The 25,212-nt window shown below is 42.0% G+C and carries 23 protein-coding genes and 2 tRNA genes; 18 read left to right on the top strand and 7 right to left on the bottom strand.

Annotated elements, in window-relative coordinates:
• The first annotated feature begins 66 nt into the window (after positions 1-66).
• The 8 genes from FKV42_RS03785 to FKV42_RS03750 all read left to right on the top strand — a co-directional run bounded on the left by FKV42_RS03785 (position 67) and on the right by FKV42_RS03750 (position 9,391).
• Entirely contained in the window at positions 67-570 is a 504-nt protein-coding gene (locus FKV42_RS03785) for a MarR family winged helix-turn-helix transcriptional regulator (protein WP_196214042.1), read from the top strand.
• Positions 563-2,017 (top strand): MATE family efflux transporter, encoded by a 1,455-nt coding sequence (locus tag FKV42_RS03780; RefSeq protein ID WP_154808914.1) that lies wholly within the window; start codon positions 563-565, stop codon positions 2,015-2,017. The genes FKV42_RS03785 and FKV42_RS03780 overlap by 8 nt, the downstream gene beginning before the upstream one ends.
• 214 nt (positions 2,018-2,231) lie before the next feature.
• Positions 2,232-3,431, top strand: a complete 1,200-nt coding sequence (locus FKV42_RS03775) for an adenosylcobinamide amidohydrolase (protein WP_230375477.1) — start codon at positions 2,232-2,234, stop codon at positions 3,429-3,431.
• Positions 3,407-4,426 (top strand): apurinic/apyrimidinic endonuclease family protein, encoded by a 1,020-nt coding sequence (locus FKV42_RS03770; protein WP_230375476.1) that lies wholly within the window; start codon positions 3,407-3,409, stop codon positions 4,424-4,426. The genes FKV42_RS03775 and FKV42_RS03770 overlap by 25 nt, the downstream gene beginning before the upstream one ends.
• Positions 4,427-4,560: 134 nt before the next feature.
• A complete protein-coding gene (locus FKV42_RS03765) occupies positions 4,561-5,115 on the top strand; it encodes a helix-turn-helix domain-containing protein (protein ID WP_154808913.1) in 555 nt (184 codons plus the stop codon).
• A gap of 171 nt (positions 5,116-5,286) precedes the next feature.
• A complete protein-coding gene (locus FKV42_RS03760; RefSeq protein WP_230375475.1) occupies positions 5,287-6,429 on the top strand; it encodes a helix-hairpin-helix domain-containing protein in 1,143 nt (380 codons plus the stop codon).
• The gene (locus tag FKV42_RS03755) at positions 6,426-7,271 is read left to right on the top strand and encodes a DUF4130 domain-containing protein (RefSeq protein ID WP_230375474.1); all 846 of its coding nucleotides are present in this window, start codon (positions 6,426-6,428) and stop codon (positions 7,269-7,271) included. The genes FKV42_RS03760 and FKV42_RS03755 overlap by 4 nt, the downstream gene beginning before the upstream one ends.
• Positions 7,272-7,276: 5 nt before the next feature.
• Entirely contained in the window at positions 7,277-9,391 is a 2,115-nt protein-coding gene (locus FKV42_RS03750) for a MutS-related protein (protein ID WP_154808967.1), read from the top strand.
• A 50-nt stretch (positions 9,392-9,441) separates the two neighbouring features.
• On the opposite strand, the gene hisB is transcribed toward FKV42_RS03750, so the two are convergent.
• The 3 genes from hisB to hisG are packed head-to-tail and all read right to left on the bottom strand — an operon-like array spanning position 9,442 to position 11,662.
• Positions 9,442-10,017, bottom strand: a complete 576-nt coding sequence (hisB, locus tag FKV42_RS03745) for an imidazoleglycerol-phosphate dehydratase HisB (protein ID WP_154808912.1) — start codon at positions 10,015-10,017, stop codon at positions 9,442-9,444.
• A 39-nt stretch (positions 10,018-10,056) separates the two neighbouring features.
• The gene (gene hisA, locus FKV42_RS03740) at positions 10,057-10,797 is read right to left on the bottom strand and encodes a 1-(5-phosphoribosyl)-5-[(5-phosphoribosylamino)methylideneamino]imidazole-4-carboxamide isomerase (RefSeq protein ID WP_154808911.1); all 741 of its coding nucleotides are present in this window, start codon (positions 10,795-10,797) and stop codon (positions 10,057-10,059) included.
• A 10-nt stretch (positions 10,798-10,807) separates the two neighbouring features.
• Complete coding sequence (hisG, locus tag FKV42_RS03735; protein ID WP_154808910.1) at positions 10,808-11,662, bottom strand: ATP phosphoribosyltransferase; 855 nt, start codon at positions 11,660-11,662, stop codon at positions 10,808-10,810.
• A gap of 250 nt (positions 11,663-11,912) precedes the next feature.
• Between hisG and FKV42_RS03730 the strand changes: the two genes are divergently transcribed.
• The 3 genes from FKV42_RS03730 (at position 11,913) to FKV42_RS03720 (ending at position 13,599) form a co-directional block, all read left to right on the top strand.
• Positions 11,913-13,109: a methionine adenosyltransferase gene (locus tag FKV42_RS03730; protein WP_154808909.1), complete on the top strand. Its 1,197-nt coding sequence runs from the start codon at positions 11,913-11,915 to the stop codon at positions 13,107-13,109.
• Between the two features lie 224 nt (positions 13,110-13,333).
• A tRNA-Tyr gene (locus FKV42_RS03725) sits at positions 13,334-13,441 on the top strand.
• 85 nt (positions 13,442-13,526) lie between these two features.
• Positions 13,527-13,599 (top strand) — tRNA-Asp (locus FKV42_RS03720).
• A 1,269-nt stretch (positions 13,600-14,868) separates the two neighbouring features.
• Here FKV42_RS03720 and FKV42_RS03715 read toward each other — a convergent pair.
• Positions 14,869-15,258, bottom strand: coding sequence for a hypothetical protein (locus tag FKV42_RS03715; protein ID WP_154808908.1), 390 nt, complete (start codon positions 15,256-15,258; stop codon positions 14,869-14,871).
• Between the two features lie 213 nt (positions 15,259-15,471).
• Between FKV42_RS03715 and FKV42_RS03710 the strand changes: the two genes are divergently transcribed.
• From FKV42_RS03710 to FKV42_RS03690, 5 genes are all read left to right on the top strand, one after another.
• The gene (locus tag FKV42_RS03710; RefSeq protein WP_154808907.1) at positions 15,472-16,647 is read left to right on the top strand and encodes a M24 family metallopeptidase; all 1,176 of its coding nucleotides are present in this window, start codon (positions 15,472-15,474) and stop codon (positions 16,645-16,647) included.
• A 31-nt stretch (positions 16,648-16,678) separates the two neighbouring features.
• Entirely contained in the window at positions 16,679-17,575 is an 897-nt protein-coding gene (gene map, locus FKV42_RS03705) for a type II methionyl aminopeptidase (protein ID WP_154808906.1), read from the top strand.
• Between the two features lie 20 nt (positions 17,576-17,595).
• On the top strand, positions 17,596-18,396 hold the full coding sequence (locus FKV42_RS03700) for a hypothetical protein (RefSeq protein ID WP_154808905.1): 801 nt from the start codon (positions 17,596-17,598) through the stop codon (positions 18,394-18,396).
• Positions 18,397-18,415: 19 nt separating this feature from the next.
• Positions 18,416-18,703 carry a YunC family protein gene (locus FKV42_RS03695; RefSeq protein WP_154808904.1) on the top strand — a complete coding sequence of 96 codons (288 nt, stop codon included), beginning with the start codon at positions 18,416-18,418 and terminating at the stop codon, positions 18,701-18,703.
• Positions 18,704-18,798: 95 nt separating this feature from the next.
• Positions 18,799-19,830, top strand: coding sequence for a TRM11 family SAM-dependent methyltransferase (locus tag FKV42_RS03690; protein ID WP_154808903.1), 1,032 nt, complete (start codon positions 18,799-18,801; stop codon positions 19,828-19,830).
• Here FKV42_RS03690 and FKV42_RS03685 read toward each other — a convergent pair.
• Genes FKV42_RS03685 through FKV42_RS03675 form a run of 3 tightly spaced genes read right to left on the bottom strand, consistent with a single transcriptional unit; the run spans position 19,827 to position 22,272 of the window.
• On the bottom strand, positions 19,827-20,396 hold the full coding sequence (locus tag FKV42_RS03685) for a M48 family metallopeptidase (protein ID WP_154808902.1): 570 nt from the start codon (positions 20,394-20,396) through the stop codon (positions 19,827-19,829). The two genes, FKV42_RS03690 and FKV42_RS03685, sit on opposite strands and share 4 nt — an antisense overlap.
• A 27-nt stretch (positions 20,397-20,423) precedes the next feature.
• Complete coding sequence (truA, locus tag FKV42_RS03680; RefSeq protein WP_154808901.1) at positions 20,424-21,233, bottom strand: tRNA pseudouridine(38-40) synthase TruA; 810 nt, start codon at positions 21,231-21,233, stop codon at positions 20,424-20,426.
• Between the two features lie 16 nt (positions 21,234-21,249).
• Complete coding sequence (locus FKV42_RS03675) at positions 21,250-22,272, bottom strand: ArsR/SmtB family transcription factor (protein WP_154808900.1); 1,023 nt, start codon at positions 22,270-22,272, stop codon at positions 21,250-21,252.
• A 140-nt stretch (positions 22,273-22,412) separates the two neighbouring features.
• Here FKV42_RS03675 and FKV42_RS03670 point away from each other — a divergent pair, with 140 nt between their 5' ends.
• Positions 22,413-23,480 (top strand): formate--phosphoribosylaminoimidazolecarboxamide ligase, encoded by a 1,068-nt coding sequence (locus FKV42_RS03670; protein WP_154808899.1) that lies wholly within the window; start codon positions 22,413-22,415, stop codon positions 23,478-23,480.
• Positions 23,481-23,512: 32 nt separating this feature from the next.
• Entirely contained in the window at positions 23,513-24,952 is a 1,440-nt protein-coding gene (locus FKV42_RS03665) for an NAD(P)/FAD-dependent oxidoreductase (RefSeq protein WP_154808898.1), read from the top strand.
• The last annotated feature ends 260 nt before the right edge of the window (positions 24,953-25,212 follow it).

Below are 25,212 nucleotides of genomic sequence, written 5' to 3'. Positions count from 1 at the left end.
TAGATTACTTGCATACGCAACAATTGTCTATGCAATAATTGCAATCACAACATTATGGTGACCTTAATGAATCCTGATCTCAAATCCGCTGCTCCTGATGATAATTCCTGCAAATGTATTGGAAAAAACGAATGTATAGGTCGGGATATATCGCATCTTTTCAGGTCTATCAATATCTATCTTTCAAATGAGCTGGAAGCATACGGTCTGGGAAGTGGCCAGTTCCCATTTTTCATGCGCCTGCTTCATCAGGACGGTGTCAGTCAGGAATCACTTGCGAATATGCTGAGATACGACAGGGCAACTATTACCCGTTCGCTGAACAAGCTTGAGGATCAGGGTTACGTGATCAGGAAACGCGACCCTAAAGACAAACGTGCCTATTGCGTCTACCTTACTGAAGAAGGGCAGAAGATGGGTCCCATTCTGATGGAAATAGGTGCAAATCTCAACAATGTACTGCTTCAGGGTTTTAGTGATGAGGATAAGGTTATGTTCATCTCTCTTGTGGAAAAGGCTGCAATGAACATTGCTACTGAAAACGAAATAAAGAAGGCTTCAAATGACTGATAATAACTTTGACGATAGCAGCGAGCCAAAAGCAGGTCTTGGCAAAACGACTTCCGGCATGAAGGCCATGCTTGGCGATCCTAAAAAGGCAATGCTCAAACTGGCTTTGCCAATGATGCTTGGGATGTCTATCCAGACACTTTACAATCTGGTAGATACCTTCTGGGTTTCCGGCTTGGGTGCAGATGCTCTTGCAGCCGTGGGTTTTGTGTTCCCGTTCTTCTTTATGATAATTGCATTGTCCAACGGTCTTGGTGTAGGTGCAGGTTCTGCAATATCCCGCAGACTTGGGTCAAGGGACAAAAAAGGAGCGGATAACGTTGCAGTTCATACTATTATATTAATGCTGATTCTTTCAGCTCTTTTTACGATCCCTCTATACATTTTTGCTGAACCAATATTTGTTCTCATAGGTGCAGGAAAAACGGCTGCAATGGCAAGTGCATATGGAAAGATTATCTTTGGCGGAAGTATTCTTCTATTCTTCACCAACGTTGCAAACGCTATCCTGCGCAGCGAGGGTGACACTAAAAGAGCTATGGAAGCCATGATATTCGGTTCAGTGCTGAACATTATTCTTGACCCGATATTCATCTATAAACTGGATTTCGGCGTTTCCGGTGCTGCCTGGGCAACTGTAATTTCAATGGGAGTTACTGCAGTTATGATGGTTAACTGGCTGTTCTTCAGGAAAGATACCTACATTACATTTGTTTTCAGGGGTTTCCATTTTGAAAAAGAAATTCTCAGGGATATTTTCCGTGTTGGAGTTCCTGCATCAGTACAGCAGTCGTCAATGGCCCTTATGATGCTTATAATGAATGTCATTATAATCGCTGTCAGCAATACTGATGGTGTTGCTGTTTACACTGTAGGGTGGCGTGTTGTTACTATTGCCATTGCTCCCCTGATAGGAATTGCCACAGCAGTCGTCACACTTGCCGGTTTTTCATATGGTGAAGGTTCTTATGATAAAGTGTCTTTCACACACATATATGCCATGAAAGTAGGTCTGGTAGTGGAAGCATTGATAGCCATTTTCACTTTTGTTCTGGCACCTCAGATTGCATGGATATTCACACAATCAGAAAGCGCGTCACACATCACAAATGATCTTACTGTATTCCTGAGGATTATCTGCATATTCTATCCGACAGTATCCCTCGGTTTGCTTTCTTCCTCTCTGTTCCAGGGAGTTGGTAAAGGTATGAATGCGCTTTTTGCAAGCATATTGCGTGCTTTGATATTCGTTCCGCTGTTTGCTGTGATCTTTGCCTTCAACCTGAATATGGGGCTCATAGGAGTATGGTGGGGAATGGTAACAGGAAATATACTGGGTTCCTTGTTTATCTTCGGATGGGCAAGGTTTTATGTTTCAAGGCTCCTGAAGTATGGAAACCGAAACAGGACTTCTGCTCCACACGAGCACGAGGAATTCAGGGCATGATTTTCCTTGTTTTGTTGTATTTGAAAAGGTATTTAAAACACTCAGTGATATATTCATTAATGTCCTGTGCAACCAAATCCTCCGTGTAATCGGATTTAGTCGCAGGACAGATCATGTGTATCACATATACTGACACGGCACTCTGCAATCGTTGTTTGCTGCGTGTCATGTGTTTCATTTATTGTTGATTCTATACTATCCCGGGGAATATTCCATGACTTCCAGAAACACAAACGGGGCTGATATGGATGCCGATCCTGCAAAGGCTGGCAGCGGTGCAGATAGGAAAAGCACCCTCCTTTTTGAGACCACAGGCAAGGAGAAGGTTTACCGATTCAGCGATTCTATTCTTGTTAGTTTGCCGCAGGGACGCAAAACCCTCACAACTTCATGGTTAAACGGTGGATACCGTGAAGATATCAGGGCAGTTTTCAATCATATGATCCCTAAAGGCAAACATGCACCAAAAGAACTTGAAGGTGGCAGTGTTCCTGCTTATCTTCGCATAATTGCAGAAAGAATTGGAGCAGACCCTGATACTTCTTCCGGGCTTATAACAGCTGCCAACATGGACAACGTTGCTATAGTTACGAAATCTTTCCGCGGGGTTGAGGTTACTGCTATCATGACCGCTGGTATAGAAGTTAATGGAGGACGAGCCGGTGATCCTGCCTCATATTATCAGGAGGATGGTTCTTCCCAGTTCATCCAGGGTACTATAAATATGATTCTTGTTATTGGTGCTGATCTTCCAGAATATGCAATGGCAAAAGCAATTATAACTGCAAGCGAGGCGAAGACTGCTGCTTTACAACAACTGATGGCACCGAGTCGCTATTCATATGGAATTGCCACCGGGTCTGGAACTGATATGATCGCAGTGGCCTGTGATGGGACAAGCTCTCTTTTTTTAACTGATGCGGGACAGCATTCCAAGCTGGGAGAACTTATTGGCAATGCTGTTATTGAGTGTACTCAGAAAGCACTTGAGCTGCAATCCGATCTTACTGCTTTTTCACAGCGGGATATGCTTGTAAGACTTGAGCGTTTCGGGATATCCGAAGCAGATTACTGGAAGGTTGCCTCAGGACTTAATGGAGCTAATCGTAAAGCAGCTTTCCTGAAAGTCTTAAGAGAAATGTCCAAGAATCCTGTACTTGTGGGCGCAACAGCCACGGTATTACATATCGTTGATGAGATCTCATGGGGTCTTATTCCTGAAACCGCAGGGAGGAAAGTTGCGGTTTCTGTGATGAAAGGTCTTCCTGCTATGCTTGGAATGGATGATTTCTTACCGTTTGATGAACTGACGGATGAAAAGGACCTGATTGTGGATAACTGGGTCCGTGTTACTGCATGGATGGCAAAAAACTGTGACCATAAGGGTTTATGTTCTCAACTACCTCAGGAGTAGAAGGTGAAGCTATGAAAGAGATGGTGAACCTCTCTTTGTATGAAGATGATATGAAGCTTTTCGACTCCGACTGGGGAATGATAAGAAATTTCCTTGTGCGTCATGACCTTGATGGGCTGGAGCTTTTTGTAGATTCCTCTCCTCTCCCGGATGATGTTCCAAAGGACCTGATTGTAGGGGTTCATTTGCCTTACTGGATGGGAAGGCACAGGGCATGGGTTGATCCATCTGTATTCACACAGGACATGGAGGAGTTTGAAAGGATCTATGTTTTTGGTGGTGGAAGCCGGGATGAGGTAATCGGGACTTTCAGAAAGGCTCTGGATAATGCTCATACTCTGGAGGCTGAATATGCGGTTTTCCATGTGTCCTATGCCGAACTTGAACAGGTTTACACTCGCTGTTTTGATTGCACGGATTATGATGTGCTTGAAACGACTGCAGATTTTTTGAACGAAGCAGTTTCTGTTTATCCCGGTGGTGAGCCTCCGGTTCGTTTGTTCTTTGAGAACCTGTGGTGGCCGGGACTTACGTTTCTTGATCCTATGAATGTCGAATATTTTGCTTCACTGCTTGATTTTGAAAACTGGGCTTTTGTTCTTGATACAGGTCACCTGATGAACGCCACCATGAAGTGCGAGGATGAAAATTGTTCTATCAATGTGGTGCTTGATGTGCTTTCAAGGCATTCTGAGGATTTTATTAAAAGAATTGAAGGTATGCATTTTCATTGCAGTCTGTCAGGGGAGTTCATGCGCAGATCAATGGATCTGCAAACTCCGGAAGGTTTTGATGATCTGTCTTTTCACGAGCGTCTGATGTCTGTAATGGGAATACTGAACCAGATGGATCAGCATATGCCATTTTCCAGCGAGAGTTGTTCTCATATTGTCGATATTGTGTCACCTAAGTATCTGACGCACGAGTTTGTTGCAACTGACTTGCGCTCTCTTGACGAGAAATTGTGTCTGCAGACACGTGCATTACGCAGATAAGTTGTATTTTTTATTACTTTTTTTATAATTATTGATATTTTTAGTTTTGTTTTTTTATTTTTACGATTTATGGACTGTTTAATGAGCCATTATTGCAGAAAACTATATATGGTACTCTGGTTCTACTTCTAATTATGAGCACTCTCGATAACAACGATCCCGAGAATCCAGAGAACATTGACCGTCTGAAACTGTTTAGCGCTCTTGGAAGTGAAACCCGACTCAGGATGCTTCAAAGGCTGACTGAGGGTGAAATGCACATATCAGAACTTGCAAGGGAACTCAGCATCTCTGTACCGGTTGCTGCAAAGCATGCAAACATACTGGAAGACGCAGAACTTATACACCGCAAGGTTTATGGAAAGACCCATGTCCTGCAGCTTAACAATAAGAATATTTTCAATGCACTCGACATATTTGCACCTTCCAGGACCGTTGAGGTTGAAAAGGGGGCTACATTGCTGCAAGCACTTAAGAAGGCAGCAGTTGTTGAAGTAAAGGATGTCCACGGCCAGGACAATATTGTTTCTACTAACGGTGAGGAAGGTTTCTTTGTCTACGAAGTTGATGGCGTCTTCTCTGATAAGAATGTCAACGAATTCGTTTTTGACAAGAGTTCCACAGTTATGTGGAAAAAGCTTGAACCTATCAGCATTTTGAAAGTTAAGGTAAAGGTCCAGGAAGAATAATCTTATCCCCGAAGAACGATAAATTGTTCTTCTCTCTTGTATTTTATTTTTGTTTCCTCTCCTCTTTCGCTTCTGTTTTTAAGTTTTTATTCAAGCATGTCAGCTTATTTATATAATACTTTCACCTTGCTTGCCGGCAGCTTATATTCATAACTGTCGTATCCTTCACTGATGACCCACAGAAGTCCTGCTAATGAGCACCATATGACGCTTATGGAAAGGATGAGAGTATTGTCCGAAGGCACGAAATATGATAGTTGCAACCAGAGCGCAGTCTGTCATGCTTTCGGACCGGACGGCCGTTGCATACAGCTCTACAAAACTCTGATGACAAATGCCTGCTCCGGGGAGTGCACATATTGTCCGAACAGGTGCGGCAGGGATTCTGTGAAGGCATCATTAAGTCCGGAAGAGATTACGAAAATCACGTGGTCATTCTATCGCAGAAATGCTATAGAGGGATTGTTCCTGTCATCAGGTGTTATGGGTGATGCTGAAAGGACTGCTGAGAAGCAACTGGAGGTAGCAAGACTTCTGAGAAGTCAGGGATTCACAGGCTACATACACATTCGTGTGATGCCGGGAACACCTAAGTATCTGCTGGAGGAGATTGCTGAATGTGCAAACAAGTTCGGAGTAAATGCAGAGACTACAAGTACAATTAATTACTCGGAGATCTGCCCGAATTTTGATTATAAGAACGACGTACTTCAGCGGTTGCAATGGACCCGCGATCTCATCAACAACAAAAGAAAAAAAGAAGGGTTTAGAGGCCGTATTATCGGTGCAAACGATACGCAATTCGTGGTGGGTGCAGTTCAGGAATCAGACCGAGAGATAATCGGGACCGTTGAGAAATTCATGAACCGATATGAGCTAAGAAGACCATATTTCATGAGTTTTGATCCGGTTCCATTTACCCCTCTTGAAAATAATGATCCTTCCCCGATGTGGAGGGAGATAAGACTGTACCAGACTTCTTATCTGCTGAAGGATTATAGCATGACTGCCAATGATCTGGATTCTGTTCTTGATGACAATGGTTTTCTTCTGGATATGGATCCGAAGATGCTTCTTGCATCCTGCAATCCTGATATGTTCCCGATCAATGTGAACACAGCAAGCAGGGAAGACCTGCTCAAAGTGCCGGGAATCGGACCGGTGGGTGCAAACAGGATCATTCAGTCAAGGCCAGTAAGTTCTGAAAAGGAACTTTCACGTATGGGTGTGGTTATCAGCCGCGCCAGGCCTTTTATTGAGCTTAATGGAAAAAGACAGACAAACCTTTTCTCTTTTACAGGTGTGGGAGCATGATACTAGCATTCAGGGAAAATGTGGAAGGTGTTCTGCTTGCATGTGCAGAACTTATGCAGAATAAAGACTGCGAACTTGTCAGTGCAAAGGACAGGGATGCGCTGAAGAAGAAAATGGATTTTACAGGTATCAGTGATGTTAAGCAACTGGGTTTCAGGGCTACGGTTGATACTTCAAAGCTGGTTCGTCATATATTTGGCTCACAGCGTCCCCGAATGTTCCAGCGGGATCCTGATGTAGAGGGTTATATCTCGCTGGTTCTAAGACATCACAGTTGCAGACCAATTGAACTTGTTCATTTTATGGCTTCATGTGAAGGAAATGTTGGGTTGCTATATTCCGGTAAGACCAGAATCGGAAAGAAATACTATAACTACATGCGTGATGTGAGCCGTTCATATCATCGTTTGTGCATGTTTGCACGTCCATATTCTGTAAATGGGGTGCTTTCTGTAAAAGTTGATTCTCCGCACCATATTGGAGATATGTTCTGTCGCTGGCTTGCCAGAAAGAATCCTGATCTTCCGGTTGCAGTGATCGAAAGGGATGTTGCATGGATAGGCAATGGAAGATATGTGGGACTGGAGCATTATACAAATGTTCCTGCTTCACTTGCAGGGAGCCTGAAATTCACATCCGCAACGGATGAGATCGATGACCTGTGGGATATGTATTATGATTCACAGGCAATCCACAAGAGGAGAAACAAGATTCATGCAAAGCAATTACAACCAAAGGCATCAGCTTCAATGAGCAAAATGTCTGAAAGGGACAGGTACAAAGTTGAAAGGGGAATCGCAAATTGTACTCTTGACAATTTTGCACCCGGGTCGGAGGTATGACTCTAATGCTGGCAGAAGTAAGAACATTACAGGACATTCCCGGTATAGGGGATAAGATGTCAAAACGTTTTGTGGAACATTTTGGTAGTGAGGTTCAGGCGCTTGATGCAATACTGGCAGGAGATATTGCCAGCATTTCAGAAGTTGAAGGAATAGGGCAACGTTATGCCATATCATTGATCCAGGATGTTGCATCCAGGGTAGAAGGTGTCACTGTAGATGATTTTCTGAGAACAAGGGAAGCAATGGATGTCTACGAGAAATTGCTTGACCTTGTGTGTGAGTTTGCACATACCCGGTATTCCAGGGATAAATTACACGTGTTTTTTCCTTACCCTTCCACAAAAGCAGAAAAGATCATGCAGGTGAGAGACTCTGTTTCATATTATATGCATACTGCAAGTCTGCTGGAGGACGATGAAAGCATTGCTGATCTTCTGTCAACAGTCTCCCAGCTCAACTTCAGGCACCAATGTCCAAAAATACGAGACCGTGTGATTATCACGTCCGATCAGGAATGCTATGAATCAGCAAGAAAACGCTTTTCCAGATTAGTTGATGTTCATTTTGCCAGGTCTCTTTCAGAGGTAATAGATATTTCCAGGGGTTTTTCTCAGGTAATAGTAGTGGGTGACAAATTCCTGGCTTTTGACTTTCCCGAAGATGTTGAGCCGGAATTTGTATCTGATCTCGATGATCTCGGTGATGATAAGATCATACCGGAAAAAGAGATATTCTTATTTTCCCGTAATCTCAGATCCCTTGAATCCTCTGTTAATTTTGTGAGGTTGCTGCGCTCAAAAGGAGTGAGCTTTTTTGAGAAAATTGATGATGATGCCATTGAAATGTTGTCATCAACCCTGGCACTCATAGATGAGGATGGCGACATTGTTCATGGAATGGATTCTGAACTTGACAGGATATCCGATGCAATTTCCAGTCTCAACTCTGTTGTTGCTGAAACAGTCAGTTCTGTAAACAAAGAACTGAATTCATCCCTTGAAAATAGCCAGATGACATTGAGTGGCCAGGATATGCTCAAGGTCATGAATGGTTCAATGGAATTGAAAGAGATACTGGGCAAGAAACTGCACAAGAATTACAGTTCAATTGTGAAAGATGCTATTGAAAGGATATGCAATGAACTTCACCTGGAGAAAAAGGAAAGGTTACTTGTGGATTCTCTTTTCCCGGAGGAAATAGTTCATCCAATTGAAGCTGATGTTGATAGTCTTAATAACCTCAGGCAGCACCTGGATAAAAAGTCACAGAAAAGAAAGTTCAATCATAAACGTGAAGTTTCCCGTATATTATCTGCTTACAGGGAACTCTCCCGGGAAATGGTGCGCTCGGTTCTAGATTTCGATGTAGGTTTTGCTATTGGCCTGTTCTCAAGATCATATGGTCTTACAATGCCTGATATCATAGATGATGCAGGTATTGGCTTTGAAGGTGGAAGGAACCTTTTCCTTGTTTCAAGGCATGGGGATGTAATTCCAGTGGATTATTCTATAGGTACAAATTCATTCGGGCCTGAAAATGATGATAATCGCGTTGTACTTTTAAGTGGAGTAAATTCAGGAGGTAAGACCTCTTTGCTTGAATTGCTGGCACAAAGTATTATTCTTGCTCACATGGGCTTCCCAGTTCCTGCAGAAAATATGGAAATCTCTCTCACAGAATCCATGTATTACTTTGCCAAATCAAAAGGTACATTGGATGCAGGTGCTTTTGAAACTACTCTTACAGAGTTCTCAGTGGTGGCAGATGAATCTGCTAAGTTCGTTCTGGCTGACGAGTTGGAATCTATCACAGAACCGGGTGCATCAGCAAAGATCATGGCAGGGATACTTGAAGTGCTAATGGAGAATGATAATACAATGTCAATATTCGTTTCACATCTTTCCGAGCAGATATTGGAAAATACTGTATGCAATATCCGGGTTGATGGAATTGAAGCCAGTGGCCTGGATTCAGAATTGAATCTTGTGGTTGACAGAACTCCCCGGTATAATTATGTTGCAAAAAGCACTCCTGAATTGATAGTAGAGAGACTTTCAAAGAAAACTTGTGGTAAAGAACAGGACTTTTACGAAAAATTGAGGAATAAATTCCAATAATATGAAATTGGAATTGCAAAACAGATTAGGTTCTGAGTCTTAGTAAAGGATCAAAGCACTCCTTTGGTGCTTTTGATCTCATTTCCTTCGACGACCACTGCTCTTCTGAGAGCATAGGCGAAGGCTTTGAAGAGTGCTTCTATCTTGTGGTGGTCGTTGTCACCATAAACATGAGCGTGCATGTTCATTTTTGCATTCTGGGCAACAGCTTCAAAGAAATGATCTACCATCTGGGTGCTGAACTCACCAACTTTAGGAGCTTTGAACTCTGCATCTATTACAAGATAACTGCGTCCTCCAAGGTCCAGTGCAACGGTTGCAAGTGCTTCATCCATGGGGATGCGTGCTTCTCCAAATCTTGCAATGCCTGCCTTGTTTCCAAGCGCTTCAGCCAGAACCTGTCCAAGTACTATGCCAGTATCTTCAACCAGGTGATGGTCATCTACAATGAGATCTCCGCTAGCTTTTACAGTGAGGTCGAAGTTCCCATGTTTTGTAAAAGCAGTCAGCATATGGTCAAAAAACCCTACTCCAGTACTTATGTCTGCAACACCTTTTCCGTCAAGGTTAAGCTCAATGGAGATGTCAGTTTCGCTGGTTTTCCGTGAAATTTCTGCTTTTCTCATGGGTGCACCTGTTGATTATCTTCTCTATAATTGACTGCTTTATAAATCTTCATTGATAATATTTATTGCTTCTGGAAGTGTGAATTTTCCTGTGTATAATGCACTTCCAACAACTACTGCCTTTGCTCCGGTATTCTTCAGTGCAATAAGGTCTTCAAGTTTGGTTACTCCACCTGATGCAATTACAGGAATATTTACGGATTTGACCAGATCTTCGGTAGGAGCAGTATTCACTCCCTGAAGCAGTCCTTCGGTGTCTATGTTAGTAAATAGTATACTTCCTGCGCCAAGTTCCTCAAATTTGATTCCCATTTCAACGGCTGTAAATTCGGATTCTTTTTTCCATCCATCAATGGCCACTTTGCCATTCTTGGAATCCAGAGCCACGTTAATGTGTTCACTTCCAAACTCATCAGCAAGCTCTTTTACAAGCTGTGGGTTGTTGATGGCAGCAGTACTAAGTATTACTCTATCAACACCAATATTCAGAAGTTCAGCAGCATTTTCAAAAGAACGGATTCCGCCACCTACCTGGATTTTCATTCCAAGGGGTTTGCATTCCTTCACGATGTTCTCGATAATTGGCGCATTCTTGCGTTTTCCGTCAATAGCACCATCAAGGTCAATGAGGTGAAGGGTCTTTGCACCCTGGGAAACCCAGTCCTTTGCTACAGCAACCGGATCGTCGATGGAAACCATTTCACTTCCGGGGACACCCTGTACGAGTTGTACGCATTTGCCGTTTCTCATATCAACAGCAGGAATCACTTCGAATGACATATTACCTCAGTTATGGCATCATTCTTTCAATTGGCACTACAAGAATATCTTTTGCGCCTGCTTTTTTAAGCTCGCCAACGGTTGCAAAAATACTGGATGCATCGACAACAGCATGTACTGCAAGTATGGAATCATCAGACTCAACTTTCATTACAGTTGGTCCTGCCATTCCAGGAAGTACCTTCTTTACAGTTTCAAGCTCGGTTTCAGGAACGTTCATCATAAGGTAACGTTTGCCCTTTGCCCTGAGTACACTTTCAACAGCTGTCTGAATCTGTTCGATCTTCTCATTATCAGCTTTTGTCTTTTTGTTTGCGATGAGGTAAACTGATGAAGTGAATACTTTCTCTATCATTTTGAGATGATTGGTCACAAGAGTTGTCCCTGAACTTGAAATATCGACGATTGCATCGGCAATTCCTACGTGTGGTGTCATCTCGCATGCACCGCTGACTTTTATTACTTCGATATCAACACCAAGGTTTTTAAAATATTTTGCAGTGATATTTGGGAATTCTGTTGCAACACGCATTCCCTGAAGTTCTGCTGAGGAGCTGATTTTGGAATCTTCAGGCACTGCAAGTACCAGACTTGCACCACCGAATTTAAGGTCAAGCAAAACCTCTACATCAGATTCGGTTTCATTGATGAGGTCAAGGCCGGTGATACCTACATCTGCAGCGCCGTCCTGTACATACTCCGGAATATCTGCTGCTCTTGCAAAAAGGTATGTAATTTCAGGGTCTGTTGTTTTGGCAAAAAGTTTTCTTGTCCCTCCTTCAAGTACAGGAAGACCTGCCTCTTTGAGGAGGTTAACGGTAGGGTCATGTAAGCGCCCTTTATTGGGTATTGCAATACGTATCATGAGGATCCTTCTGTGAAATTATAATCAGTATCAATTGAACGTTCTTTGAAAGACTTTTATAGCATATAGAGTTCACGCTGAGCTTAGATTATTCATAATTAATTTAAAAAACTGCAAATTATTACTTCTAGTCATATTTGCAGATGGTAAATATTATATACTTATTACGTTCTTGATATAGCGAAGAATACATAATCAATTTGATTTATCTTCTTTTATTTGTCTTTTAATTAATTTCTAGAGGATTAATATGATGCGAAACATCAAAGTTGAACACCTGATCGAAACGCCGGTGGAAAAACAGCAGATCGAGCTTGTAGAGAGGAAGGGAGTAGGTCACCCTGACAGTATCTCAGACGGTCTGGCAGAGGCAATGAGCCGTGCACTATGCAAGGAATATATCGAAAAATGCGGTGCAGTTCTTCACCACAATACCGATGAGACTCAGATTGTGGCAGGAAGGTCAAACCCTCAGTTTGGAGGTGGAGAGGTAATTCAGCCAATTTATACTCTGCTTGTAGGAAGGGCAACCAAGGAATTCAATGGTGTTGAGATTCCTGCAGAGGCTGTTGCATTGAAGGCAGCTAAGAACTATCTCAGGAACACTATTGTTGACCTTGACCTTGAAGGCGACATAATTCTTGACTGCAAGCTTGGTACAGGTTCATCAGACCTGAGAGATGTTTTCCAGAGAGACAGGGTTCCTGTGGCAAACGATACTTCCTTTGGTGTAGGTCATGCTCCCTTCTCAGAACTTGAACAGATAGTTTATGATTCAGAGAGGATGCTGATCACCGATCTCAAGAAGAAGATTCCTGGAATTGGTACGGATATCAAGGTAATGGGTCTGAGAGACAATGATGATATTCAGCTTACCATCTGTTGTGGAATGGTTGGAAGCTACGTTGATGATATGGACCACTACCTGAATATCAAGGAAGAGATGGTTGATTATGTTACAGATCTTGCTCTTAAGCGTACAGACCGCAAAGTAACAACATACATCAATGCAGCAGATAACATTGAGGCAAACTCTGTGTTCCTTACAGTTACCGGTACTTCTGCAGAAATGGGTGATGATGGTTCAGTAGGCCGTGGAAACCGTTGTAACGGACTTATCACTCCTAACAGGCCAATGAGTATGGAAGCAACCAGTGGTAAGAACCCGATTAACCATATCGGTAAGATATACAACCTGCTGTCAACCCAGATGGCAAAGGATATTGTGAAGGCTGTTCCTGATGTAGAGGACGTTTACATTAAGCTTCTTTCCCAGATTGGCCAGCCAATAGACCAGCCGTTTGTAGCCAGTGCACAGATTATCCCTGGCGATGGTGCGAATTTCAACTCTATTAAGTCAGAAGTAGAGGTCATTATGGATGACTGGCTCGCCGATATTACAAAGATCACAAAGATGGTCGTCAACGGCGAACTGGATACTTTCTAATCCTGAAGTGTGCCTGTCAGTTACTGATAGGCACTTCTTTTTTGTTTTTCAGATTATTACGATTTTATTCAAATTTCCAGATTTTTACTCTGCCAGATTTAGATGCTTCTCTTTATATACTCTGTATGTGCAAACGTATTTTACGGCGAAAGAGCTAAGTATGATTGTGCGTATTGGAGTGTTGCATCGCACGGCACTGTCGTGCTGAAGCATGATTTGTAAGACCCGCTTTAACTCAGTTGGTAGAGTGCGCGGCTGTAGTTTGATTCATGTGCATGGTCACATTACGCGCAGGCACCGCGATGTCCCCGGTTCGAGTCTGGGAGGCGGGACTTTCAAAATCATGAATAAATCACAAAAAGCTTTATATACAAGAGCCTCCTTTTAGGGGTGCTCACAAGCGAAATCAACTTGAATGTCCGAATAGTGTAGAGGCCTATCATGGAGCCCTGTCGAGGCTCCGACCCGGGTTCGAATCCCGGTTCGGGCGTTAAATAACAAATCCCGGAATTTCCGGGTAACTTTTCTCATTTGTTTTGATTTATTACTTATCTGCGACTTTATCAAATGTCATTTATTATACAGTTTTAATAAATTTCATATTTTAACTACATATAAATAGCTGTACATTTAATGCTAGAATGTGGTACATATGAATAATTCCGGCAATATAATTGCTGCTAAAGCACTGGTGCTTGCAATCCTGTATATCGCTCTTCTTTTTGGAATTGTGATTTTTGCAGGCGTTACAAGCATATGATTTGTATTATCTCAAAAATGCTCTTTTTGTGTAACAATGTTGTTCACGTATTATTGAGTAGCAACACTAAACCTAAATCCAAATGCCAGGTCTATCCAGATTCACTTCCGAGTCCGCATGAATACCGTATGGCAAGTCTAAAGACCGTTTACCGTGTTTAGCTTAATTTGCCAATTACTTTTATGCTTTTCAAACCACATCGTTTTAAAATTCAATACAAATTCGTAAATGTAGGTTTTTTACTTTTATGTTGGTATAGTATCCGGGATTGTTTAGTAATAATTATGACAAATTATGCAAAACGCATACAAAATATTACTATTTTTTATATTCGTAACATTGATATATAATAGACTCTATCTAGGGGTCAGACAGGTCGGATGGACGCCTTCGATTATTCTAGTGTTCTCCAAATGCTACTTCAAAAACGACTTCCTGTAATTATAAGTGTTCACTGGCGCCTCTGTCCTGTCCTGCTTTCTTTTTATCGTATGTAATTTACATATTCTTTAAAAATAGGAAGTTTGATCTAATCAGGAATCTATTTATATCATATCTGTCTTTTTATTGACTGTTATGTTTTCCAAGGCCAGCAAATCCACTGCAACAAGGTTAATTCTACTGGCATCCCTTTATTTTCTTCTGATGTTATCAGTGGGTGTTTTCTCGGCTATAATCCACTAGTTTCATCAATTTTCAGGTAACAACAATCTTTCACCATTGTTATCAGCTAAATTTTAAAGACCTGGATAAACGTCAGTAAAAGTATACGGTACGAATGAACTCAATAGACGTTCTTTTCACTATCTAAATGCCATATAGATGTTGCCTTTTAATCGTGCTATCTATTGGTCTGCTGGCAGGATTATGCCAACATAAAAACATAATAATAAATCCGGTTTCAGAAAAGTAATAAAATTGGTGGCTCCCCGTTTTTAATCGTTTTTGGAACGTTTTTCCGTTTTGCGTCGTTTTTGGGACGTTTTCCCGTTTTTACCATCATAATGCCACAGTATGGAGTATCTGCACAAGGCTGCATTCCATGAATATGACCATCAGGTTGTTCACCACCAGAAACAGACCTACGAATGCAATAACTTTCCTTGACAATCCCCACAAAAGATCTGTCCACTTTGAATCTGCCTCTTTGAGCATACTGTAATTCCAGTACACGATTCCAATGAACAGGACTTTAAGTATAAGGAGAGAGCCCACACCATAGTTCTGCATAACTGCCGCCAGGAAGTTATTCTCTTCGAATCCATAGTTAAGCGCATGAGCTGTTGTCAGGAAATCCCCGAGTACGTAAAACAGTATTATATATTTGCTATCCCTGAGGAAATCAGAGACATTTGTGGACTGTGAAACGTACTGGTTTGCGTTGTGCATAATACTTGCTATTCATGGAGCTGTATATAACCAGAATGTAGATATATCAGTATTCTATGTTCATAGAACTCTGAATCATGTATGGCAAAATAGCAAATTATGCACTCGGAGCAATGGTCAAAAAATAACAATTTCTGTCAGGATATAATGCTATCAGCTTCCAATCAGACATTTGATAACAATTTTGTACTAGTAGCTACTAGATATAATATTATGACCTCAACAACCGTTCCTATTGATATTTCCACTACACTGGAAAGCCACAAGTCTGATGCATATCTGATGGTAGGAAACTCGAACAATGCCGATATCTATTATGCAACCCGTTTTTCCGCATCAGACGAATTTACATACATTCAGATAAAGAACGGAAAAGAAATCCTTCTGATATCTGACATGGAAAAAGGCAGAGCTGAGCTGGAATCCAGGATTTCTGACATTCGTACATTGCAGGGATGTGATTACAGGTCAAAGGTAAAGACAAGACAGGATCCCGGTCTTGCTTATTGTGACTGTATTGCTGAAATATTGCAAAAAGAAGGAGCAAGGCACATTGCCGTACCCAGAGATTTCCCATACCATATTGCCCAGACCCTTAAGGAAGAGGGCTTTAGTATACAGGCTCTTAAAAGTCCGTTTTTGCAGCTTCGGGCAAAGAAAGACGAATCAGAGATAGAAATAGTTCGAAAGGTACAGGATGCATGCAACACTGCAATGAAAGCAGCTGCGGAAATGATAAGAAAATCTGAAAATGTGGAAGGCATACTCAATTACTGCGGGTTTGCCCTGACATCAGAAATGATCCGCAAGGAAATCGATATCACTCTTCTGGAACATGGTTGCGAGGCGGACAGCACCATCGTTGCAGGCGGCAAAGGTTCAGCTAATCCTCACTGGGAAGGTGAAGGCCCGATTAAGGCAGACGAGCCAGTGGTCATAGATATTTTCCCTCGCAGTAAAAGGGAAAGATACTATGCTGACATGACCCGCACTGTTCTCAACGGGAATCCGTCTGATAAGCTCAAGGACATGTACGATGCAGTGCTTGAAGCTCAGAAAGCTGGAATTGAAATGGTCAAACCAAGTGTTAAATGCAGCGACATACACAACAAGGTATGTGATGTTTTCAAGGAAAGAGGTTATGACACAGTAAGGGAAGGCTCAACAGTTGGTTTTATTCATTCAACTGGGCATGGAGTCGGTCTTGAGATCCATGAACTTCCCTTTGTTGGCAACAGTGATGTGGAACTGGAGGAAGGAAATATCATCACCATTGAGCCAGGACTCTATTATCCGGATGTAGGCGGCATTCGTCTTGAAGACCTTATCCTTGTAACTGCAGATGGGCATGAGAACCTGACTGAAATGGAAAAGAAATTTGTATATTAGTGCCAACTAATGTGCTAAAAGGAGAATTTACATGGCTGACAAAGAAAAGGAGATCGAAGAGATCATTGACAAATATCTCAAAGCAGGAAAGATACTCTCACAGGTAAGAAGTGAGGCAAAGGACAGGATCAAAGTAGGTGTCAGCCTGCTGGAGATTGCTGAGTTTGTGGAGAACCGTGCAGTAGAACTCGGTGCGGATGGCTCGGCATTCCCATGTAATATTTCCCGCAACGATGAAGCGGCACATGCGACACCACGCGCAGGTGAGGAAACCGTCTTTGGTGAAGACGTTATCAAACTTGACCTCGGTGTTCATGTTGATGGTTACATTGCGGATTCTGCAATTACAATTGACCTTTCCGGAAAATACACTGAACTTGTAAATGCTTCCAGTGATGCGCTTGATGCTGCAATTGATACTGTGAAAAATGGTGTGACTACTGCGGATATCGCTGCAGCCATTGAAGATGCAATTCTTGCACATGACCTGAAACCTGTAGGTAATCTCACAGGACACGGGCTTGCACAATACATTCCACACGCTCCTCCAAGTGTACCTAACAGGAGAGTTAGCAGTGGAGTTGTACTCCATACCGGAGATATTATTGCAATAGAACCTTTTGCAACAGACGGTGCAGGAAAAGTTGTTGACGGAACACTAACTGAGATATTCCAGGTAGTAAACAAAAAACCTGTACGTTTACCAGCCGCAAGGGCTCTTCTTAAGGAACTTGCTCCACACAGGACTCTTCCGTTTGCAAAGAGATGGCTGAAGACCCCGCAACTTGACTTTGCTCTCATGCAGCTTGAAAAAGCAGGAATCATTCATTCATACCCGGTTCTTAAAGAAGTTGCAGGTGGAATGGTTTCACAGAAAGAGCATACGGTTATAGTAACAGAAGACGGATGCCAGGTTACAACTAAATAACGTGCCAGGAAGAGATTTGAGTGAGAATCGGGAGTTTCTTATCTTTAACCTTTATTCTTTTTTCATTCCTGGTTATTCCGGCAAGTGCGGCTTATGACTGGGATAACAGTATAACTTTACAGAAAGACAGTATGACCTGGGGTTACACGGAGGAGTACTCTGGTGACAGGTCTATTATTTTCAAAAAATACGTTGACATGGAATTCGGCAACGATGACGGTTTTGTAAGTGCCTGGGAATTGCTGAAAGCTGATGTGGCACTGAGTAAATCATTCAAACAGTCTATTGAAGATAATATGGACGTGAAAATTGATAAATCCTCTAAAAATGTCATTTTAGTGGATGTTGAAACAGACATGTCCTCAGAACTCCTTGGTCTCACCGACGAAGAGAGTGATATTGTCAACGAATATGAGGTATCATACGATTTCAAGGTTCCACTAGATGAATCTGGTTCTGTGCTGTGGTTCCAGGGTGAACCGGAAACCGATGTTACGATAAAATTGCCCGAAGAGATGGAGCTTACATCTGTCGATGGTATTGATGACAAGTCTGTAAAAGAAACATCAAAAGGAACTGTAATTGATGGCAAATTTGGTTTCACAGGTGAAGTGGTCATTGAATATTCTATTGCCGAGGAAAAAACCGTAATTGAAGAAAATAAGGCGACAAATGTAACTGCCAATACCACAAAAACTTCTTCTGAATCTTCGAAGAAGACACGTTTAGAGACTTTTCTTGACAGGCTGTTTTCTGGCAACATGGATGATATACTTGATAAATTGAAATTAGATGGTATTAACAATCCTGACAAATACTGAAAAAGATCGAGGTGATATTATGCTGATAGAAAATATCGAACTTGAAAACGGAACATGCATGGGTTTGAGTTTTGCTATGCAGAATGCATCATTACTCGTAATTCGTGCAGATAGGGGTTTTGTGATGTGCGGTTATCTTGACATGGAAACCGCATCTGCTCTTGGGGACGTGGCTGTAAAGGTCAAAGGTGTTAACAGCTTTGAAGATGTGCTTGTAGCACCTGTTGTTGGAGCAACCCAGAAAGCCATTAACCTTGGAATTAAAGTAGGAATGACGGGAAAAGAAGCATTAGAACTGATGTTCTGATATTTTCTTTTTTACCAAATATTCAATTCGCTTTTTGTTTTAAAATCTTCACTGAAACGCTTTAAATACTACTTCTATTCTCTATTGCAGTTATTATGCTGTATGCTTTTGAGTTATCCGGTGAGCACGCTGTCCTGCCAGTAAAAGAAGTCTATGCATGCCTTTCAATGGAAGGGCTGACATACAGGGAACATGCATTCTATGACCAGTGCCTGATAGTTGATATTGAAGGCGAGGAAGTAGATACAAAACTTCGTTTCATTTCAGGCAGATTGGCAATGTCCCATTACATACTGAAAGTAGTAGGGATATGTGATGTTGAAACTGACCGGATAATAGAAATGTGTGATACTTCCGATCTTTCAGCACACCTGTCAGAAGGTCAGACCTATGTTGTCCGTGCAAAGAGGGCAAAACACCATGGGGATGTCAAAAGGGAGTTCATAGAAGGGAGACTTGGTGGCAGCATATATCGCAAAGGCTTCAGGGCAAATATGAAAGAGCCTGATGTAACTTTCCGCTTAATAATGACTAACAAGGCAGTGCTGGGTTCAGTTGTGGCAACTGTTGACAGGGGTGATTATGAGCACCGTGCGCCACATAAGAAACCATTTTTCTACCCCGGTGTGCTCATGCCAAGGGTTGCAAGAGCACTGGTGAACATATCTCAAGTCCGTTCAGATGAGGTACTTTTTGATCCATTCAGCGGTACGGCAGGTATTCTGGTTGAGGGAGGTCTTATAGGTGCTCACGTTATCGGTATTGAAGTTCGTCGCAAGATCTCCCACGGTGCAAAGATGAACTTAGATGAATACGATACTGATTATTCATTACTTGTAGGGGATGCGTGTCGTGTTTCCCTAAAAGATTCATGTGTGGATGCAATCGTAACTGACCCTCCTTATGGCAGGTCTGCAGCTATCAGGGCGGAATCTCTTCATCACCTGTATACGGATTCATTTGTAGAGATGTATCGAGTTCTTAAAACCGGAAAACTTGCAGTTGTGGTTTCCGAAATGAAAGTTGTTGAGTTTGCAGAAAAAGCTGGCTTTACAGTTATAGATGTGTTCACACAAAAAGTACACAAGAGTCTTACAAGGACATTTACTGTTCTTCGCAAGGACTAATATTGATGATATTTTTGCTGTATCAGGGACCAGTAGGCTGCAAGCTTTGTCTCTGATTCTTTATAATCCGGATATCGTTTTTTGACATGGTTCCAGAACTTAGGACTATGGTTTAGTTCGATGAGGTGAACTAATTCATGATGCACAACATATTCTACCATTTCATCGGGCAGGTATTGCAAAAAAGTGTTGAAATTGAGGTTACCTTTAGAACTGCAGCTTCCCCATTTTGTTTTCATTTTCCGAAACCTTACATTTTCAGGTTTAACGCCTAGTTCCTTTCCAATAATTGTCACACATTCATTGACAAGACTTTTCAGTTCATCCACTGATCTGCCGCTTACAAGTTTAATTTCATGTGATAATTCCTGGATTTTCTGTACTTTAGAATAATGGTTATATATCCATCTCTGGTGCTTACGGATTAGTGTCTCATGTTCCATGAACGATTTTGGAACAATGAGATATAGTTCTCCTCCGTGAAACTCCAGCCTTGGATTCTTCACATCTCTTCGGATCAGTTCATAGTCTATTACTATATCCCGGATGCTTGCAGTACAACGCATTTTCTTAAAAAATGATAAAGATTAAGATTATTCGTTTGGAACCAGGTGATCCATTACTTCAGCCATGACCCTGTGTCGCACCAGATAGTCGTGTACATTATCGGTGGCTCTTCTGATAGCGTAAGCATCCTCGCACCAGTTAATAGGTTCGGGATATTCCACTTCCATAAGTGTAAGTCCGTATGCAGCCGATGACTCCAGTCCTTCTTCGTATGATTCCGGATCAAGCATTTGCAGAAGCCATTCTTCGTCACGTACTCCGCTTCCAACCATTGTAAGTGCTGTGACTATTTTCCTTACCATGTTCCAGAGGAAACTGTTTGCCTGGATGTCTATTTTGGTTAAGGTTCCACTGACGCGCACATCTATTTTTTCCACATTGCGGACGGTACTTTTGTCTCCTTCCTTTGTGCAGAAATTGGCAAAATCATGTTCTCCAACAAGCATTTTTGAAGCAGTCCTGATCTTTGCAATATCATACTGCTCCCCACTCATAATGTACCTGTATTTACGGCTGATTGCCCATCGTCTGGGGTCAAAATCGTCAGGAACTTCAGCATGGGCCCATGCCCATATTGAATTTGGTAATTTGGAATTAATGACCCTTGGGATTGCAAGGTTGGGCTTGTCGGTATCAAAAGCAACAATCTGTTCTCTTGCATGAACTCCTGCATCTGTCCTTCCGGAACTTGAAAAACGTGCGGTTTTTGGGTCTTCGATTATCTCAAGCTGTGTGAGTGCATTGAACAGCTCGCCTTCTATTGTAGCTACATCCGGCTGTACCTGAGAACCATGATAGCCAGTGCCTACATATGCAATTTTCAGAGCAACTCTCATACAATTCACTCTGGCTTCATATGTTCTTTTTTCTATTATACATTTCTCTTACAAATAGAAGTGTAATTACAAAAATACAGCCGAAAAAGAACCATACGCTCACATGGGACAGGATGCTATCCTGAAATATGCCACCAACAGGCTCAGACATAGCAGACATGTTATCGGTAAAGGTTTGTGTAATTTCAGTAGGTTGGGTCTGGTTACCGAAACCTGTATTCATTCCTTCTCTTGCCATATCTGCTGCTTCAGTTCCGTTTGAAGTGGATGAAGCAAGCATTTCAGGGCTGACATCATCAACGCCGGGAAGACCATCTGAAACTGCCGAATCGTCTGGCATTTCATAATCTATGGAAGCATCATCCACAGCAGCTTCTTCCATGGGTGCCTCTTCCATAACCGCTTCCTCCACGACTTCCTCGCCAGTTGTAACTTCAGTTACACCCATTTCTTCAGTCTCTATTTCAGGCATTTCTTCCGCTGCTTCAGTAGTTTCTTCCATTACATCTGCAGTTATGTTTTCCATGTTTGCTTCTTTGCTCATGGCATCGGTTGCCTCATCTTCAGCAAACAGGGGTGCAGTTCCTGCTTCCTGCGAATACATGGATTTCGTACCAAAGGTTCTTGTTATTGCTTCAAGTCCTGTTGCAGCAAACACAGCTCCGGCAACAAGTCCAAGATACTTTTTGAGCATATTGAGTATTGAAGATCTGTCCTTTTTCATGCTTCCAGGAGCGACAACTATCAGTTTCTGGACCGGTTCGTATATCTTGACTTCCCTGCCTTTGCGGCTCCATTTTGTTTCCTTGACTTTGATAAGGTCAGCTTCAATGAGTCCGTCCAGATTATATTTTACAGTTGTAAGTGGAAGGTCAAGCTTTTCGGCAACATCGCTGGCTGACATTGGTTTATCTGCAAGTATCTCCAGCATTTTCATTGCTTTTTCATTTGAAAGCAATTGTGTGATCTTTTTAGAATCCTCGCTAAGAGGTAGAATAAGCACTTTTTCCGAACCTGTACCTTCTTCGTTCTCTCCCATAAGTTTCAGTATATTAACGTTGGCTTAAATCATTTCCTTTAAGTTCAATTTCATTCGAACTTATAACTATTTCAAATGTAACTCGAAAAGTTAAAGAATAGCAAGAACAATAAGAAGTAAATTCTAGGGGCTATTACACTATGATAACTAAAGAAGAAATAATGGAAATCGTTGAGAATTATGATCTGGACAATCTGAGCATTGCCACCGTTTGTTCTCACTCCAGTCTTCAAATATTCTATGGTGCAAGGCAGGAAGGTTTCAGGACCATAGGCATCTGTGTAAAAGAGCCACCAAGATTCTATGATGCTTTTCCTCTTGCAAAACCGGATGAGTTCATTGTAGTTGACAGCTACAAGGAGATTCCGAATATCGTTGATGAGCTTCGCGCGAAAAATGCTATTATAATCCCACACGGTTCATTTGTAGAGTACATGGGTGGGAAGGCTTTTGCCGAACTCGGAGTCCCAACTTTTGGAAACCGTGCGGTTCTTGAGTGGGAATCTGACAGGGAAATGGAACGCGAATGGCTTGAAGGTGCTGGTATTGAAATGCCAAGGCTTGTTAAGCCTCAGGATATAGATGGCCCTGTAATGGTGAAATACCATGGTGCAAAGGGTGGTCGTGGTTTCTTTATTGCCAAGAACTATGAGGAATTCCAGGAACACGTAGATCCAAATGAAAAATTCACAATTCAGGAATTCATTGTGGGAACAAGATATTACCTTCACTTCTTCTATTCACCACTCAGGGAAGATGGTTACAAACTGAGCAATGGTATCCTTGAGATGCTCAGCATGGACCGCAGGGTCGAGTCAAATGCAGATGAGATCTTCAGGCTTGGATCACCAAAAGAACTCCAGGAAGCTGACATTATCCCTTCATACGTGGTTACAGGAAATGTTCCACTTGTTGCCAGAGAATCACTTCTTCCAAAGATATTCAATCTGGGAGAAAGGGTTGTTGAGCAATCACTTGAACTGTTTGGCGGTATGATCGGTCCGTTCTGTCTTGAGACCGTGGTCACGGACAAACTTGAGATCAAGGTATTTGAAATATCTGCACGTATTGTTGCAGGTACGAACATATACCTTTCAGGTTCTCCATATTCCGATCTGATCGAACCGGACCTTTCAACAGGTAAGAGAATCGCCCAGGAAATTAAGATTGCAAGTTCCATGGGTCAACTCGATAAAATATTGTCATAATATTTTTATCTTCGTAACTGTAATAATATTCTGTGGTTCTTTTACAGGGACCACGGAGTGATACTATTTCTGACGCAAGCTATGATTATAATGTTATCATCGTAGGTGCCGGACCGGCAGGTTTGTTCGCAGCCTATGAACTCGCCGGAAAAGGGTTAGAAGTTCTTGTTGTAGATGCCGGTAAAGATATCAATGAAAGGCATTGCAGTGTATCGTCAAGTTCCCCATGCGGACATTGTTCTCCGTGCTCTATTTTATGCGGTGTTGGAGGAGCAGGTGCTTACTCGGATGGAACTCTTAATCTCAGACCTGATGTAGGTGGTAACCTTGCAGAGCAGACCGGGGACGCAGGTTCTGCGTGGGAACTTGTGGATTATGTGGATGAGATATACCTTAAATACGGGGCACCCACCAAAACATATTCCGCAACAGGGGAGGATGCTGAAATGCTAAAACGCAGGGCAGCTTCTGTTGGGGCGAGGTTCATAGACATCAAGCAGCGCCACATTGGTTCTGACAATTCAGTTGAGCTTATAGGACGCATGAAAAAATATCTGGAATCCAAAGGAATCTCCTTCCTGCTGGAATCCAAAGTAAAAGACATAATTGTTGAAAACAGCAAGTGCAAAGGGATAGTTCTGGAAAACAGCCAGATACGCTCAAAATACACATTGCTTGCACCAGGGAGGGTTGGCTACGAATGGGTCAACGATCTTGTGGAACATCATTCAATTAAATTCTCTTATAGTGGTGTTGATATTGGTGTCCGTGTTGAAGTTCCTTCAATAATCATGGACCCTGTAACAAAGATAAATCATGACCCTAAATTTCATATCTATACCAGAGGTCACGATGATTTTGTCAGGACCTTTTGTACCAATGAACATGGATTTGTTGTGAAGGAAGAGTATGAAGGGTTCGTTGCTACTAACGGTCATTCAATGCATAGTAAAGAATCCGAGAATACCAATTTCGCTTTTCTGGTGCATGTGGAACTGACAAGACCGATGGAAAACACCATAAAATATGCAAGGTCAGTGGCTAAGCTTGCAACAACAATTGGCGGTGGAAAGCCTGTCCTTCAAAGGATTGGTGATCTCAGGAAAGGTCGCAGGTCAACAACTGAAAGTATCTATAGAAATGCTGTTGTGAACACTCTTGCCGATGTCACTCCCGGAGATATATCCATGGCAATGCCTCACAGGATAGTAATGGATATCATGGAAGGTCTTGAAGTTCTAAATGAGATAATTCCTGGTGTATATTCGGATTGTACTCTTCTGTACGCTCCTGAAGTTAAGTTCTATTCCCTGAAAATTGATGTGGACAAAACCATGCAGACCAACATTGAAAGTTTGTTCGTTGCAGGCGACGGTGCAGGTTTATCACGTGACTTAATTAATTCATCAGCTACAGGAATTCTAGCAGCAAGAGGCATACTCACTCATACAGGGAAGAATTGTGAAAAGTGAAAAGAAACGAGGAACCTCACATAATGATGGTTTGGGTGAAGTTTGGGGTATGATACATTAAAAGAATCAATGCATCAGAGGGGAATGATGTGATGACGGAGATTCCTCGTCACCTACATATTGATGTCCCTATAAATACTTTATTAATTAAAATATTGTCACTCTTTTAATTTGGAATGTCTCTCGATATCCATTTTAATCTTTTGAGAACATCAATTTTACATTTTCGGATAAAATCAAAAATACTATAGAGAACTTCG

The sequence above is a fragment of the Methanolobus vulcani genome, assembly GCF_006546655.1.
GTDB classification, from domain to species: domain Archaea; phylum Halobacteriota; class Methanosarcinia; order Methanosarcinales; family Methanosarcinaceae; genus Methanolobus; species Methanolobus vulcani_A.
Note: the sequence above shows the minus strand (reverse complement) of the source record. Positions and strands in the feature narration are given on the sequence as shown.